Genomic DNA, 16,948 nt, shown 5'->3' with positions numbered 1-16,948 from the left:
TGGAAGGACTATGGGCACTCAGTTACCAAGGCATGCGTTCTACTTTACAAAAACCTTCATCTCGGCGGCCAGTCGACATGGCATTGCGGGAGGCCTGAAGAAAGCCACTGCAGGCGCCAACCCGGTGCTCATGAGCATTGAAGCAGCATCAGCGGTACTCGGGGCGATCGACTCCTACTTGACTTTACGCCAAGCCCAGGTGCACCGCGACGGCTTGAAGGCTCTGATCCCCAAGGAGGAAAAGCGTCTGGAGCTTGAGCGTGAGGCACTTGCCCAGGATATTGATCTGGCGCGAAGGGAGATGACACAAGCAGCCGCTGTTCGTCAGGTTGTGGGGCGGATGACGCTGCGTTGCGTTCAACTGACCCGCCATTGCCTGGATGAATTGGCGCTGATCAGGAAAGGCGACCTGCCTGATGTTCAGTCATTTGAAACGGCTCTGGAGCGGTTAATGGAGGCTGATCAAGGCTTGCGTCGTAGCGTGGAATACTTCAACACCAGTGTTGCTTGACCGGAGTCTCAACCATGACCAATGAACGATTCAAACTACCCGCCAGTCTTGCCAAGGCTACACCCCGCAGCAAGTCCACCAACGGGGGCAATGATGCCCTCGACCTGGCCAAGGAGCAGACGCGCCAGGCGCGGATCAAGCGTGATACCGCCATGAGTGGCGATCGCGCCCAAGTGCTTACCGAGGGTATTGGTCTACTTCGTGATCTGGTTGGTGTATTGCATTCGGCGGTGGAACTGCACAAAACCTCTATTGAATGGAAGGGACGCGTAAGCCTGGCCGAGGCGCAAGTGCAACATGCACAAAAAGAGCTCGAAAAAATCCAGGCGCAGAATGCGCCCGAGCTTCAGCGGTTGAACCAAGTTGACGATGTGCTCAAGCCCCTTCTGAGAGTATTCGAGAAGCTTGAAGCCGTCATGGATCCGTCCTTGATCAACGATGATCACCAGCGCGAGGTGCGGGCGAGCATGGAGGTTCTGGTAGGTCGCCTGGTCGAATTAGTCCAACCAGGGAAACGCTGATCAATGTTCATGCTACTGCTGGCTGGCATCACTCTGACTTCCACTGCCATCAGTTGGTGGAATGGGAAACGTCTGGATGATGTAAATACTGAGATTGAAGCATTAGAAGCTGAACTGGCTGCTATTCATGGTGCACATGAACGCAAAACTGCTGCGCTGATTCGTCCCTACCTGGTTCAACTCGTGAAGATGTTTGAAAGAGAGTTGGCGATGCGGTCCGAAATCGCCAGTGAGTTGGAACGGGCGCACGCACGGGCCAGACAGATACTGAAAGCCCGCTTTGGCGCGCGTGAATCAGCTAGCTTCCGTCAGATGATGCTTGAAATTGAGCTTGCCCGGGGGCGCGTCACAGCCGAACGCGCCTACCTTCAAACCACCGCGCAGTATATTCGCACCTTATTTGGTGAGGTGCCCGCACAGTTGCCGACCGTTGCCTGGCTGGAAATGCCTGCGGACTACCCTTGCGAGGGCGCCGTGATTTCGTTGCCACACGGTCTACGCGGGCGTCTGCAGAATTATACCGTCGAGGCCGAAGCGTTTGATGGTCGAGGAGTATTCTATGCGGTTGATCATGAAGCACGCTTCGCCCGCATTGGCAGTGCCAAAGTGAAATTGTTGGATGCAGCAAGAGGCAGCAGTGGCGAGCCGTTGACAGCGACAGTCGTGCGCCTGGATAACAATGAGGCCCAGTTGCAGATGCAGGATGCCACCTTGCGTTTGCCACTTGGCAGGCAGGAAGGGCAATGGATTAAACCAGGCGCGGAGTTGGAAGTATTTGCGGACGGCTGGACGCTCACCGACGTGCTCGGTGATTCGCGGTCCCACAGTTTGCCGGTGAGATTGCACCCTCGTATCTCAGGCCTGGAAGAGTATTGGTGGCCAGTCGCCCTGGGCATCTGTGATGAGCACATCCCCCTGATCCATCAGATGTGGGACTATTTTCAAACACCGGCAATCCAGGATAGGCCTTGGCACATTTATGAGAATGATGACGGCCGTCTTGTCTTTCAGTTGGGCCGTTATGCCCTAGTCACTGAGGCCGATGCCGAGCAGCGATGTTTTCGGTTGCTGGACGCGCTTGAGGCTCGTGAGTCGCCTGAAGACGTTTTGCGGTGCTACGTGGCCCTTACCCCCGTCCTCATAGGGAGTACGGATGAAGAGTTGGCCAACCGCAATCGTTTCCAGTCCTTTGTGTGTGCCTTGAATGAAGAGCGCCTTGGCCAGCGCGAGGCTGCCCGTCAACGACAGGTTGCCCTGCATTTACGCAAACTCTCGTTGGTGTACCGTGAGCAGCAGCTCTACCTGGAGCAAAGTGCAAGCTGTGGTTTTCTTCCCGGCCAGGTCGAGGAAAACGGGCGTAAGGTGACAGGCTTGCTCGGTTCCCAAGGTGTTCCTGGCTGGTTGAAGGACGCGTTGGGCGAGCAAGGCTCACCTCGCCTACGAGCAGTCGGGCGAGATCGTGTATGGCCTCTGCAGTCGTTCAAGCTTTTGGATGCCCAACTTGGTATTTGCGAATTCATCCTGGACACGCATAAGCGGATGAGCGAAGCCGAGATCAACCCTTTCGATTTGTTTCGGCTTGAATTGGTCAGGGAGGGCAATCAAAAAGAAACGCTATCCAAAGCTCTTGAGAAAGCGATCACTGGTGATTTTGTGGCACCCTCGGTTCACAACGCCATCTTTACACTCAGCCCGGAGCCTGGCGAGACGTTGAATCTGGGGCAGGACGCTGTGCTTCAAGTATTGGCGTCGCGCGAGCCCGTAGTGGCGGTGTGGGGACCTCCAGGTGCCGGGAAGACAACCACGCTGGTTCAGTGGCTCAAGACACTGTTCCCGGAACAAGCTCCCCACCTCTGGCCGCGTATCCTGATTACCGGCCCTACTCACGTCGCGGTGACCAAGCTGATCGAGGATCTGCTTGAGGCAGCAGAGTATTTGCGGCCAGTTACAGTGCGTTACGGAAAACAGGACAAGATTAGTGAAGCGCTTGAGCCCAATTGGCATCAAATTAAAGTCGATGCTTTGAGCGCGGGAGATGCAGAAATCAGTCCTCAATTGCACGAAGCTTGGCTGTCTCTGCTGAAGTCGCGCAAGGGGCGTGAGGCTGCTAGCCGCTGGACATTCCGTGACAAATTGATCCACGGTGCTACCTGCACGGGCATGGCGCGTACTGATTTCGCCTTGTTGAAGGAACCTTTCGATTGCGTGATTGTGGACGAAGCAGGCAAGGCCTTTGCTGCCGAACTGATGATCCCGGCGGCCATTGCTCGGCGGGTAGTCCTGGTCGGGGATCACAACCAGTTGCCGCCAACGGTGACCACTGATGTGCTGGATGAGCGCATCGGGTATACGTTGCCGCTGGCGGAGGTCGAAACCCTGCTGCGCAAGAACTTTTTCCAGGAACTGTATGAGGGGCTAGGACCGCAAGCCAAGGGCATGCTAACCGTGCAATACCGGATGCATGAAAACATTGGTGACCTAGTCAGTACTCTGTTTTACCAGAAGCAACTGACGTCTCATCGCAAAGCGGGGAACTGGTCCCTGACCGATGCCCGCGCACTGTTTGTAGATTTCTCCAAGATGCAGAATTACCGGCATAGGAAGGCAGGTACGGGAGACACGCCTAACTCGTTGGTCAACTCCACAGAGCGCGCCGCGCTCTATCAATTGCTCAATGCTCTGCACAAAAGGGTTAGTGCAGCGAGAGTCTCCTTGAAGCTGTTGGTTATCTGCCCATACAAGGGGCAACTGGAAATTGTCACGCGTGATACGGCGGATAAGCACTATGCGTTCCAGTTGTCCGTTGCAACTGTCGATGCTGTACAGGGGGGAGAAGCTGACATGGTGATCCTGTTGATGACCAGAGCAAGTGGGGACACCCAGTTTCTCTTGGATCGCCATCGATTGAATGTGGCGCTCTCCAGAGCGCGTGACTCAGTCATCATCCTGGGGCACCTAGACTGTCTGGCAGCCGGCGGCGCGGGACCGATGGCAGAACTGATCGCGGCGGGGCGCGCCAAGAACAGCCTGAAGGTCATCTCGCTTCCCGACGGAGCAAAGTTTTCGAAGGATCTGGTGCCGGCGGTGTTCCCAGTGTCAACGGCTTCGGCGATTTGATGTAGCCGTTCGGCCAACACACTTTCCGATGCCCCCGTCGAAGGCCATGGTATTGCCTATTGGGGACTCATTATATGGTCTGGGGAGGTCTGCGAAACCCAGGGGCTATTCGCCCTGATCAAAGCGCGGACACTGCTGGAGCATGTCGAACAGTTCCGGCTGGCCGCAGGGGAGGCGGACCGAGCAGCACGATGTCGTGCAGCAGCGCTCGTTGCGTTGCGAGGTCGGCCTGGCTGGCGCTAGTGAGCAGTGTGCTGCTGGCTGTACACGTGCCGACACGCTTGCTGAGCAATTCGAACGTTGCCCATCGCTTTGGCGGGTAGGTGCTTCGCGTCCGCCTCGTCAAGCTGGGGCGAAAGCCCTGTGGGCGGCGGAGTGAGAACGCTGGGCAATTACCGCTTGGTGCGGCAGCTCTGGGTTGCGTTCAAGATCTGGATGAGGCGTGCCTCAGGATGGCCTTGGTCGGGGCGGTCGATCGGGCTGATTCCGGCGCTACCCTTATCGTCTCGGCAATGGGGCAGGAGAATGGTTGCTCCATTCTGCATACAGGCGAACTCGGTGCCGGTAATGTCAGTTTGCCTGTACGCCTCTTCATAAAATGGCGGGGGCGGTGTAGGATCGGACCTCGTGCGGCAGTGACCCGTATTCCCCCTCGACGCGCGGTGCTTTTGGCGTCTGTGCGCATTACTTTTGAGGGCGGCAGAAGCGAAACAGCATGGCTTGTATTTCGCCTACCTCGTTGAGATAAACTCCAAGCAGGGATGCAACAGTATGCCAACCGGCAGTGCGATTATTATTGGAGTTAATCCGAGAGAAGCGAATCTCAAGCGAAAAGTGCGAGAGCATTTGCACCAGCTAGGTTTCACTAAAACCCAGGAAGGTGCTCTTTGCCCACCTGGAAATGGCAAAGAGGCGATCCGCGCATTGCATGGGGCCCAACGAGAAGAACGGCTCTCCGCCAGTGAAGCCTTCGTTGTACGCAGCGGCGCCAAGCTAATGCAGTACTTTGCCGATGGCCGAGAGGTGGTGCCAGAAAAAATTTCCCCTGTTCTTGAGCGCGTCTCGTCAGGTACGTGGCAGAGCGAACTCTTTCGGCTCGCATCGTTGTCGTGGTCTGTGCCCGTGTCCAATGGTTTTGGCAGGCGCTTGCGTTACCTAGTCTGGGACCAGGCGAATGGCAAACTGATGGGGTTGATCGCCATAGGGGATCCGGTTTTCAACCTTGGCGTAAGAGACAAATTCATCGGCTGGAATACTAATGACCGAGCTGCCCGACTGGTCAACCTGATGGATGCATATGTCCTTGGCGCGATCCCACCCTATAACGCCTTGCTGGGCGGTAAGCTGATTGCTTGTCTCCTTCGCAGTCGGGACATTTATGATGATTTTGCCAGTGCCTACGGCGGGTCCACCGGCATTATCTCGCAGGCGGAAAAAAATGCGCGTCTGTTGGCGGTCGTGACGACCTCATCCATGGGGCGCTCCGCGGTCTACAACCGATTGAAGCTGGGTGGCACGCAATACCTCAAGTCCATTGGCTTTACCGGCGGCTGGGGCCATTTCCATATACCCGACTGGTTGTTTGTTGAGCTTCGAGATTATCTCCGAGATCTCGATCATCAATATGCAGACCAGCACGCCTTTGGCCAAGGTCCTAACTGGCGGTTGCGCACCACGCGAGCGGCGCTTAAGGCGCTAGGATTCAAGGACGACCTCATGCGCCACGGCATCCAGCGTGAAGTATTTATTTGTCAATTGGCAACCAACGCCGCGAAGCTTCTCCACAGCGGCAGCGGAAAGCCGGATACCCAATCACTGTTGTCAGTCCGTGAAATCGGTGAGTTAGCACTGAATCGGTGGTTGATCCCGCGTTCAATGAACAGGCCTGACTTTCGCTGTTGGAAATCTACGGATCTCATCCACCTCTACGGCCATCAGGCACGGCTTTTCGCGGCTCACGGTCATTTAGCCACTGAGCCGCGGCGTATTATCAGTTTGCGCGGATGAATGCGAAGGGTATGAGCGATGGATTACGCCATAGATCGAGTGACGAATAAACCGGTTACCGCAGATTTAGCGACACGCTCCGGATATTATATTTGTTCTTTCTGCCGCATGCGGGTGGGGCTTCGCTCAGGGCCATCGCGGAAAAACTACTTCGCCCACTGGCGTGGCGTGTCCTCCAGTTCCTGCGCTTATTTCATGTCCGGGCCACTGAGCCATGTCAACTCTGATAAGGCTCAACCAGCATCGATGCGGCAGATGGATCTGCGCTTGATGATAAAAAAAGGTGAGAACGCAGGGGCGTGGTGGATTGAATTAGTCTTGCCTCCCTGTCGTACATGTCACGCTTACATCAACCTCGATGTCGGCGGCAGGGTGCAGAAGCTTAATATGCGCGGGATGGGCTCAGGTTTCAGGGTAACCGCAGAGCCCACAGCAAACGACTACAAAATCATTTCCTTCGAAGGCAAGCCGGACCCTTTGTTCGTATCAGGCGTTGCCAGGACATGCCCAGGCCTATCTGCGGTGGGTGCAGCCGTGTTCACCGCCATTGGTCGGGATGGCGACAGCGGCTTCCCCCGCGCGCAGGTGTTAAGTCGCTCCGAGACTTATGCCCTGTTATGGTCAGTACCGGCGACACCAGTCTTCCCTGAGGAACTGCTGGTGGACAGGTTCAAGTCAAGGCATGGATGGCAGTTGGCCCTGGTAACGGTTCCGGATACCCCGTCAGAGGCCTGCATAAAGTGGTTGGAAGAATTTACCCAACTGAGCGTTATGCCTGCGACACCCTCGATCACAACCATTTGGCCGTTCCTTACCCGTTACTCCAGCATCAATACGGTTGAATACATCGAGTCTGAAGCGGTCATCCTCGCCGCTCACCGGATGCCGGGAGGAGCACACGACGGCGGGCCAACCTTGCAAGCCGTTAACCAGAATGATCGCATTTCTGTAACGGCGCCCGATCGGTCACCTGCGCTATTCACTGTGATACGCGAAGGAAGCGATGATTTCAGGATCGGAAAAACCGGGCATCCGGATGTCGATAAGTATTTTTCCAAGAATAATTCGCTGGCGCGAAGCTACAAACACCCTACGGTAGACTTGGTTTTCATTGACGATAAAGGGGAACGTGTTGTTGCCCCATTGCACCGCAGGGGATGCCAAACCTATGTCATGGCGACGAGAGCACAGGAACTGTGTTTCGATTCTCTGGCAATGCCGATGGGCACCAGGGGAAGGCTAGAGGCTATTTCACCTAATGGGCATAGGGAGAGCCGGCACCTTGTGTCTAGCGACGTGACGGATGACCACACCTCGCAGAAATGCCAGTTGTCCCCTGCGTTGAATAGCCTGCTCAAACTTTATATCACCGACCCCAAATACCAGATCTACCTGGATTTCGGCGGGTTCGGACGGTTGTGCATCGGCGCTACGCAGCCGATGGACAACCCAACAACCGTACTGCTTTCGCTTGGGCGGTCTTTAAGATTGCGCCTGCGTTGTTTTCTATCTCAGCTACACGCTGGCGGAGCGATTGCACTCTCTGGCAGTGACCAAGGGTTGGTCAACGCCTTCTTGGCCGCGCGTCCCAATCCGGGACTGGTACCGAATTATCGGCAATTGGCGGCTGATGTGCGTGCACGTGGATTTGATATTCGATCTTCAGGAGATGGGGTCTCGCGATGAGTTACCTGTACAGCCAAGAGGCAAGAGAGCGGATCTCGGCGCTCGGAACAATGATGATTACCGAGTTCATCGAAGAGGTACCCCATGCCTTTCGCAAGTCGTTCTTTGATCGTCAAGCCTCAATTCCCGGCTTTAGGCGAGGATCCCCACCTGAATTCAAGGAAAAGCAGAGGCGCTTGATCGGGCATCTGGCGCATCCACAGCCCGGACATAAAAGCGAGGCTGACTGGCAAGCCTTCGCTAGCCTGTGGGTAGCGTGGGCCAAAAGCCGCTTGGACAGTGCCTTTCCCACCGCAGACACCTCCCCCCAATTGGCGGATGCGGGTGCTGGCTTCTTCAAGCGCTTAGCCGAGTTGTATCCTGATGCCTCAAGGGAAACGGTAGAGCGGCTGGCGACGTACAGTGGTTTCGCCGAAGATCCTGCCATGCAGGCCGCCCTGAATAGCTTTCATCCGGCTTCCACCCTCGCCAGGGATCGGATGATTGATGGTTTGCCGGGCCGTTTGGATAAAATTGAGGGTTATTTTGACTTAGCTGAAACGGCGGCCGAGGAAATCGCCGAGCGCATTGACCAACTTGAACTGACGGCGACAGTAACCACCGAAGCGGTTGAGCAGATGACGGCCAACCTCAGTGGTGTTCACAAGGATATCGCTGAGTGGCGTACCGCACTGCAAAGCGTCGATCTGCGCTTGGAGCAGGTAAGCGAACTGGCTCAGTCAACGGGTAGCGCGCAGCAGGAGGCGTCGACAGCACTGGCTGACTCAGACGTGCGCGGCGAGCTCATTTCGGAGAGGGTAAGCGCCCTAGCTGCCCAGGTAGAGAACTTGGTTGCCGAGCGTGCGCGGGTTTTAGTGCTCGAGGAAGCACTGGCGATCCTCAACGCCCGGGGTCTCGACTGGGATGCCGCGGCAGCCAACCTTGCTTCACTGCACGCGCGCGTCAACACCCAGGAGTCTCGAGTCGTCGGACCGAGCCATGAAGTCGGGGGTCAATCACGCGTCCGCTTGATCGAGAACGAAGCAACAGGTCCGTTCGTCGAAATAAACTCCATAGAAGTTGCCTGCCAGGTCATTGCCAACAACCTTCAGGCAAGCGGCGTAGTGAAGCGCGAGGCCAACAGCTACGCGCGGCATATTTTGGCGGCAATCATCTGCGGCCAACTTATTCAGTTCAAAGGTTCAACCGCGGATTTAATCGCAGATGCGGTCGCAGCAGCGGTAGGAGGGGCGATCTTCCATGAGTGGCGAGTTCCCGTAGGGCTAGTATCAGAGGACGCAGCGACAGATTGCCTCGAAGTGGTAGCCGAGTCGTCTGGATGCTTGTTGCTCAAAGGCGCGAACAGGTCGGCATTCGAGGTGTATGGCAGTGCCATTCGCGATGTTGTGGCACGTCGTCAGTTCGCCACGAGTGTTAACAGTCGCTTGGTTCTGATTGCGTCTTGGACCCACGGCCCTGCGGCGTTTCCGGACGGCGGGACGCTGTCAGAACTCGGGCCGGTGTTTGATACGGACGAGTTTGCTATGCGTGGGTTATCGGCGCAGATGCCGTTAATGCAGTTCGGCCAACTGACCGTGGATGATTGGAAAGCCCTGCACAACCAGGCTGAAAACACTCCATTGGCACTGCTAAGCACGCTGAGGGAGCGTCTAGGGCAGGTGGACTTTGCTCCAGGGAACCTGTGGCTCAGGATCGCTGACCGAGCGTACGCTCAATTGCGACTAGTATTGCAAGGTCCTTCTGAGCGAGCGCTTCACACCGTGATGAAGCAATGGGCACTGCCATGGGCTCAATCACTCGGGGGGCCAGTAGAGGCGCTTACCCGCAGCACGACCGAGTTACTGAGCGACATCGACGCGGACGCCGTGCACGCGGAGAGTGTTGAGTGAAGTGGGTGGGGGTTAATCGCGACGCCACCCGGAAAACCTTGGCCGCCGCTTTGGGCTGCAGAAACGACGGTGAAGGATTAAGGGTCGCAGCAGTAGCGGAGTGCTTGCGGGCTGCATCCTATCTTTGTTCCGCGCCCAGGAATGACCGGGAAGCTTGGGTGCCTGCGACCACGCTCAGTTTGACAAGTATAGTCCGCCAGCGTTTGACGCCTCTGTGGCCGACTCTCGACGACGAACACGCTGCTGAACCAGGTATCAAGGCGATTCTGTACAGTCTGGGTGACCTTGGGGATTTGGTGCGACTCGACGGCGGACGTTGGTTAACGCCTTCACCCCAGGCGGTCAGACTTGGGGACAAGCAGGCAGTGATCATCGGCGGGGGGCCCGCACAAACCTTTCCCTGGCCAATCGCGATGCGCGGGGCAGGGCGGGTCAGACTAGTCAACGTCGATGCCTGCGCGGAACGGATTGACCTCTGGGAGCCAAACGAATGGATTGGCTCCCCCATCGAAGGATTGCAGGCGTGGTCGACCCAGTTGTTAACCAGCGCCAAAGAGCAACTGGCGCCCGCGACGACTGAATTAGCGGACATTTCAATTCGGACCAGTGGTAAATGGATCGCGCTGTCTGCTTGCGCGACCGCCGAAGGGCTCTTCCTCGCCAGATGCCGTACAGGTCTACGGTTTGAGTATTTTGTGGTCCAGGTGTCGCGGGGGTGTCTGCGGCAACTGACGGGACTGCGACCGCAACAGGCGAGGCGCTTGCAGTTTTATTTCGACGTGCAAGCCGGTCATCCCATGAAGGTTGAAGCGCATGTGTCGCAAGTACATGTTCGACTGCGCCTGCATCGTTACCTGCCACGGGAAGAGACAAAAGCGCTGCTACTGGGCTGGCAACTGCCGTCACTCGGCGGCGGCGTAGGGACGACCGACTATGTGATACCACGTGAGCTGTTTCCGCTCGTGCGCCAAGCACTTGCAGGGTTGAGCGTGGAAGTGGCTGAGCGCCAGTTTGCCGAGGGAAGTTAATAATGGGTGGGATTTCTATGAATGAAGCATCTGGTGTTCATGAGACTGCGAAAAGCCTGGCGGATAGTCTTCGACAATATATCGAAGCTCAATACCATATTCGCGATGAAGGGCTCGTGAGAGAGCGCCACGCTCTTCTCCTAAGTTCTGAAACGATTGTCCAGACGCCTTATGTGGAAGCGACCTCAGTCTACAAAATTGGAGATCCGTTCAACCGACTTCCCATTCCCAAGGTCGCCGCCGATATGCTCACCCAGTTGTCGCTCATGGGGCTCGGGCTTTACCCTCGGCCCTACGAGCACCAATCGCAAGCGCTAACTGCGTTTCTAGGTGACGAGGCTGCAGATTTAGTTGTCGCAACAGGTACCGGTTCCGGCAAAACCGAAAGCTTTCTTATGCCAATTATTGGTCAATTAGCCATTGAGGGACAGGAACGGCCCGACTCGGCGCAACTGCCGGGTTGTCGGGCACTGTTGCTTTATCCGATGAACGCCTTGGTTAATGATCAATTGGCGCGAATCCGTCGCCTAGTAGGAAACACTGACGCATCGTCGATCTTAACGCAGACTCGTTCCCACCCGATCCGCTTCGGCAGTTATACCGGGCGCACCCCCTACCCGGGAGAGCGCTCCAAAGAGCGTGACGAGCGCTTCATAGAGCCGCTGTTTGAAGAGTTTTATAACAAAGTCGCCGAAAAGCCTGCCGTGAAAGGTGAGCTCGTGAGGATTGGGCGCTGGCCAAGCAAGGATTTGGTAGGTTTCTATGGCGCTGCAGCCATCGAAACGAAGACCTACGGATCGGGTAAGAAAAAAGGCGACAATTTCACCAAAAAAAACTGGACCGGTCGGCTTCAAACCCAGCCTGGCGACCGCGAAATGATGACTCGCCATGAAATGCAAGCACGTTGTCCCGAGTTATTGATTACTAACTACTCCATGCTCGAATACATGCTCATGCGGCCTATCGAGCGCGACATCTTTGATCAGACGAAGGCATGGCTCAAAGCGGACTCGCGTAACGAGTTTATCCTCGTGCTGGATGAGGCACATATGTACAGGGGGGCCGGGGGGGCCGAGGTGGCCCTGCTGATCCGACGTCTCTGCGCTCGGCTCGATATTCCACGAGAACGCATGCGCTGCATTATGACCAGTGCGAGTCTGGGACCTGCTGAAACTGCGGCAGTCGATGGCGAGCGCTTTGCGCGGGACTTGACCGGTTTGGCTGATACATCACCACGGCGCGTCAGGGTAATCCAGGGGACGCCGGAGGAACGTTCCGCATCACAGGCAGCGCCAGCAGAACAACTCAATGCGCTGGCGGATTTCAATTTGGCGGACTTCCAGCGCTCGGCCGATGACCTCGTCGCGGCCACCGAGGCCGCAGCGCAACTGGCACGACGGTTGGGCTGGAGCCAACCGCCGAGTCAGGACCATGCCGCGTTTCGCAACTGGTTGTTTGAACGTCTCACGGGGTTCGAACCGCTGGAAAACTTGATTACCGCTGTATCGGGTCGCGCAGTTCGCTTAGATGAGTTAAGTGATCTCCTGTTTGGCAATTACCCAGCGGTCGACGCACAAAAAGCTACCGACACGCTTTTGGCGCTGGGGAGTTACGCACAGCGGAGCACGGATGGCCGGGTCTTGCTGCCGACTCGCCTGCACCTCTTCCATCGGGGGTTGCCAGGGTTGTTCGCTTGCGTGAACCCTACTTGCTCCAAGCGCTTAGGTGATCACGACGGGCCCACGATTCTCGGCCGCCTGTATACGAAACCCTCGACCCAGTGCGGTTGTAAGTCCAATGGACGTGTGTATGAACTGCTTACGCATCGTGATTGCGGGGCAGCTTTCTTGCGTGGTTTTGTGAACGAGGAGCAGAACTTCGTTTGGCACCAGCCCAGCGGTCCATTTTCAGATGGTGCGATTTCTGCGCTGATGCCGATAGAGTTGTGCGTTGAGGATGCCACTCATCCCCGCAGTCGTCACATCGATAAATGGTTACACATGGCCAGCGGCATCCTCACGGATGATCAGCCGAGAGACGAAACCGGGTTCCGTAGGGTCCGCGTACCGGACAAGGCGGCAGACGCAGGTGATCTGACTTTTGATCATTGCCCTGTCTGCACGCGTAAGATTAGAAATACCAAAGATGATCCATCGAAAATCATGGATCACCTTACCAAAGGGGAGGCTCCGTTCACTGCGCTCGTTAGGACGCAAATGGCGAAGCAGCCTGCCAGTCGAGCCAAAGATGCCCGGCATCCCAATGCAGGGCGAAAGGTTTTGATTTTCTCGGATGGTCGACAAAAGGCCGCTCGACTAGCGCGTGACATTCCGCGCGACATTGAACTTGACGTGTTTCGGCAGGCTGTCGCCTTGGCATGTCAGAAACTGAAGGACTTAGACAAACCCGCCAAACCCGCCGGCTTGCTTTACTTGGCATTTCTTTCCGTGTTGACCAAGCATGACCTCCCTATGTTCGATGGCGGTGATTCAAGACGAGTTGAGAGCGCACGCAAGTTATTTGATGACAATTATGACTCTGACTTGGCGGAAGCCATTGAGGCGAATTTTTCACTACAAGAGATTCCGGCGCGCTACCAAATTGCCCTTCTTAAATTGCTTTGTGGCAACTACTACTCACTGTCCGGAACCATGGTCGGTTTCGTTGAGCCAACGCCTCTGAAACTTAGAAAGTTGAGGCAGCACCTGGTGAATGCCGAGCTTGCGATAAGCGAAGCGAACGTCCGCGAGTTGGCCGTAGGTTGGATAGACTCGATGCTGCAAGAGTACGCATTCGATAGATCGATTGAGTCAGCCTACCGCTACAAGGCTGCGGGCTACTCGAAACCGGCATGGGGCAGCAACGGTCAATTTGGTAAATCGCTGAAAGAGAGCCTGATCAACCATTTCGGTTGGTCGAGTGAGGTGGTTCAGCGCGTTGAAGCGATCTTCCGAGATCAGTTGGCAGAGGAGGACGATGGTCACTGGTTCCTGGTGCCTGACTCCCTAGCCATTGTCGTCGACTTGGCGCATTGTTGGGCGCAATGCGCTGACTGCACAGCCCTGATGCCCTTCGCTTTGGCAGGTAAGGTTTGCCTGGCGTGCGGCAGCGACGCGGCGTCCTCCATCGATCCGATAAACAGCGATTACGTCACGGCTCGCAAAGAGTTCTGGCGACTTCCGGTGGCGCGCGCCCTAACACCAGGTGCAGAGCTATCCAACATGAGCGTCGAGGAACACACGGCGCAGTTGTCGAACCGTGACCGCAGTCGAGTGCATGCCACCACCGAACTCTACGAAATGCGATTCCAGGACGTGCTTATTGAGGATCGGGACCGCCCGATTGACGTGCTCAGTTGCACAACGACGATGGAGGTAGGGGTCGACATTGGCTCGCTGGTAGCGGTGGCGCTGAGGAACGTTCCTCCGCAGCGGGAAAATTACCAGCAACGCGCCGGCCGGGCAGGGCGGCGCGGTTCGTCGGTATCCACCGTCGTAACCTATTCACAGAATGGACCACATGACAGCCACTACTTCTTGAACCCAGCGCGTATCGTGGCGGGCCCCCCACGTACACCGGAGGTCAAGATAGACAATGCGAAAATCGCGCGCCGGCATCTTCACGCGTACCTGATCCAGACTTTCTTCCATGAAATCATGGCGCAAGGCACTGGCGCGTCGACTGAAAAAACCTCGTCGTTGCTCAAAGCGCTTGGTCCGACCGAGGATTTCTTCTGCAGTTCCGACCAATCCGGCCCGAACTTGAAGAGCTTTGAGGCTTGGGTGACACGTCGGGTGCTCGCCAGCGACGGCGATCTCCGAGAGTCAATTGTGGCTTGGCTACCGCCGGGGTTGGATACCCGCGGCCTTTCGTTGATGGAGTGGTTAGCCGCGACCAGTCAACGCTTACTCGTGGAACTTAAGAAGCTTGGTTCAACCATCCAGGTGAATGCCACGCATGAGGAAATCGCTGGACAAGAAGCCCAGGACATTGAAAATCCCTCATCAAGTATCGAACAGGCGGAGCTTCTGGAGTTTCTGTTCTATCACGGATTGCTCCCCAGCTACGCGTTTCCGACCAGCTTATGCAGCTTCCTAGTAGAAAAGCTGACTAAAAACGCGCGAGATCGTTGGGACGTGCGCACGGTGCAACGACCGCAGCAGTCGATTATCAAAGCGTTAAGCGAGTATGCCCCGGGGCGCCTCATCGTTATTGACAAGAAAACCTACCGTTCGGGAGGCGTCTTTGCAGATCTACCGCCGGGAGTTGTGAATCGTGCGGGCCCGCTCTTCGAGAACGCCAAACCGCATACACACTGTAAAGCCTGCTCGTTTGTGCGTGACCCCAATCGGTCAGCGAAGGAACAAACGGGTTGTCCCGTCTGCGGCCAACAGTTGATAACTGAACTGATGATTGTGCCAGAAGTTTTCGGGCCGGAGAGCGCCGCTGACTTGCCAGATAATGACCGTGAGCAAGAAATCACCTACGCGACGATGGCCCAGTTGCCACAACCCGTTGATCCGGAGATTTTCAGTTTTTCCGCATGTGGTCCCTACGCGAGCTTTACCCATGCGGTAGACCGCACGCTCGTCACCGTCAACCGAGGCAAGGAAGGCACAGGCGAGGGTGGCTTTTCAGTCTGCATGGAATGCGGCAATGCCTCGGTCTTCGATCAGGAGGCAAACGCGGGGGCCCATGAACGTCCATACAAACAACTCGGTCCAAAAGGAACACCGCCGAAGTGCTCTGGTAAATTCGCACGCGTGTTGCTAGGCCATGACTTCGATACGGACCTTCTCCTGTTACGCCTCAAAATCGCCTCGCCAATTGTTACCGATACGGTCAACGGGGTGGTGTTGCGCATTCTCGAAGATGCCTTGCATTCGCTTGCAGAAGCGCTGCGGCTAGCGGCCAGTCGGCATCGGCAATTAGATCTGGACCCTGCCGAATTCGGCTCTGGCTTTAGGATTGAACCCGCGCTGCTGGATGAGGCTCGCATCCTGGATGTATTTTTGTATGACACGTTGTCAGGGGGGGCAGGGTACGCAGAGATTGCAGCTCGACACATGGAGGAGGTTTTGGACGCGACTCTTGAGCTGTTAGAGAACTGTACATGTGAGAGCTCCTGCACAGAATGCCTCAATCACTTCCATAACCAACATCTTCAACACCGCCTTGATAGACATTTGGCTTCGATGCTCTTGCGGTACGCCATACGAGGAGAGGAGCCGGCATGTTTGCCGGCGACGGGGCAGATGGTGAAACTGGCCCAGCTTCGAGCCAGCCTTGAGTTAGCAGGGTATGCCTGTAGGGTTGGCTCGATTCCCTCTGCTCCCTTGCTGGTTGACCGAGAGGGTAAAACGGTAGCGGTGGGCTGCTACCCGGGGCTCATCGATAGTCTGGAGCGCCAGCAACCCATTGGCGGCACTGCAGGAGTTCACGCAGTGATCGGGCTCAACGAGTACCTGCTACGCTCGGATCTGGCGAACGCCCAATTGAAGGTACAATCGCTGTTTAAATCGTAGGTGGATCTGTTCTAGTTTTGAAGTTCAGTTGCCCGGCCAGTCACTCCCCGTGACTGGCCGGGTCGTTTTGAGCGTACGCTCAACCGCCAGTTCTGGCCCTCACGGCTTGTTGGCGATCGTTACGGAGGTCTTTTCTGCAGTCTCATTCATCGCGCCATACTGGCTCGACAACTGCTGCTGGAACGCAATGTTTGCGCCCAGGACGAGCAAGCTGTCTCGCGGTTAGGGACAGTTGTTTCCGGATAGGCAGGATCCAGCTACAGAGCGCATCTGAAGCAGGTGGACGATCAAGAGAAAGCTGCCAACACCGACCAGATCTGCTAGCAAATTGCTATAGGCGGACGTGAAAGGGACCCCGTTGCTGATCGGATCAATGACTACCTCATTGGCGATCGAGAAAACCACTGTCCAGCACCCACCTGCCCATGGGCTCCACGGAATTCCTTGCTGCAGGTCACGGCGAATACCCTGGATGCAGGTAGTGGCAGGCGTCGTAGCTAAGTCGGATCAGATCGACGCCGAAACGTTGGACCAGTACGAACACCGCGCATACCAACAGGAACGCGGTGATCGGAATACCCGCGTACTGAATCGCCCCTGGTTTCGTAGACACCTCCAAGCCTCATAATGAGGCCCAAATAGGAGGTGCCATGAGTCGTCAGCG

9 protein-coding genes are annotated in these 16,948 nt (G+C 56.3%); 8 read left to right on the top strand and 1 reads right to left on the bottom strand.

The features are described from left to right. Positions 1-10: 10 nt before the first annotated feature. The 8 genes from AC07XM_RS27385 to AC07XM_RS27350 all read left to right on the top strand — a co-directional run bounded on the left by AC07XM_RS27385 (position 11) and on the right by AC07XM_RS27350 (position 16,284). Entirely contained in the window at positions 11-511 is a 501-nt protein-coding gene (locus AC07XM_RS27385; RefSeq protein WP_004577312.1) for a hypothetical protein, read from the top strand. A gap of 14 nt (positions 512-525) precedes the next feature. After that, entirely contained in the window at positions 526-1,032 is a 507-nt protein-coding gene (locus AC07XM_RS27380; RefSeq protein ID WP_004577313.1) for a hypothetical protein, read from the top strand. 3 nt (positions 1,033-1,035) lie between these two features. Beyond that, a complete protein-coding gene (locus AC07XM_RS27375) occupies positions 1,036-4,149 on the top strand; it encodes a DEAD/DEAH box helicase (protein ID WP_004577314.1) in 3,114 nt (1,037 codons plus the stop codon). A 720-nt stretch (positions 4,150-4,869) separates the two neighbouring features. Continuing rightward, a complete protein-coding gene (locus AC07XM_RS27370; protein WP_228379868.1) occupies positions 4,870-6,156 on the top strand; it encodes a Druantia anti-phage system protein DruA in 1,287 nt (428 codons plus the stop codon). A gap of 18 nt (positions 6,157-6,174) precedes the next feature. Next, positions 6,175-7,842: a hypothetical protein gene (locus tag AC07XM_RS27365; RefSeq protein ID WP_146026082.1), complete on the top strand. Its 1,668-nt coding sequence runs from the start codon at positions 6,175-6,177 to the stop codon at positions 7,840-7,842. After that, entirely contained in the window at positions 7,839-9,731 is a 1,893-nt protein-coding gene (locus tag AC07XM_RS27360; protein WP_004577317.1) for a hypothetical protein, read from the top strand. The genes AC07XM_RS27365 and AC07XM_RS27360 overlap by 4 nt, the downstream gene beginning before the upstream one ends. Before the next feature lie 158 nt (positions 9,732-9,889). Then, positions 9,890-10,759, top strand: coding sequence for a Druantia-type antiviral defence protein DruD (gene druD / locus AC07XM_RS27355; RefSeq protein WP_049955556.1), 870 nt, complete (start codon positions 9,890-9,892; stop codon positions 10,757-10,759). Between the two features lie 17 nt (positions 10,760-10,776). Next, complete coding sequence (locus AC07XM_RS27350) at positions 10,777-16,284, top strand: DEAD/DEAH box helicase (protein WP_031642613.1); 5,508 nt, start codon at positions 10,777-10,779, stop codon at positions 16,282-16,284. A gap of 454 nt (positions 16,285-16,738) precedes the next feature. Here AC07XM_RS27350 and AC07XM_RS27345 read toward each other — a convergent pair whose 3' ends face one another. Continuing rightward, entirely contained in the window at positions 16,739-16,897 is a 159-nt protein-coding gene (locus AC07XM_RS27345; RefSeq protein WP_158248171.1) for a hypothetical protein, read from the bottom strand. Positions 16,898-16,948 lie beyond the last annotated feature (51 nt).

This window comes from Pseudomonas sp. GW460-LB5 (assembly GCF_059423245.1).
Note: the sequence above shows the minus strand (reverse complement) of the source record. Positions and strands in the feature narration are given on the sequence as shown.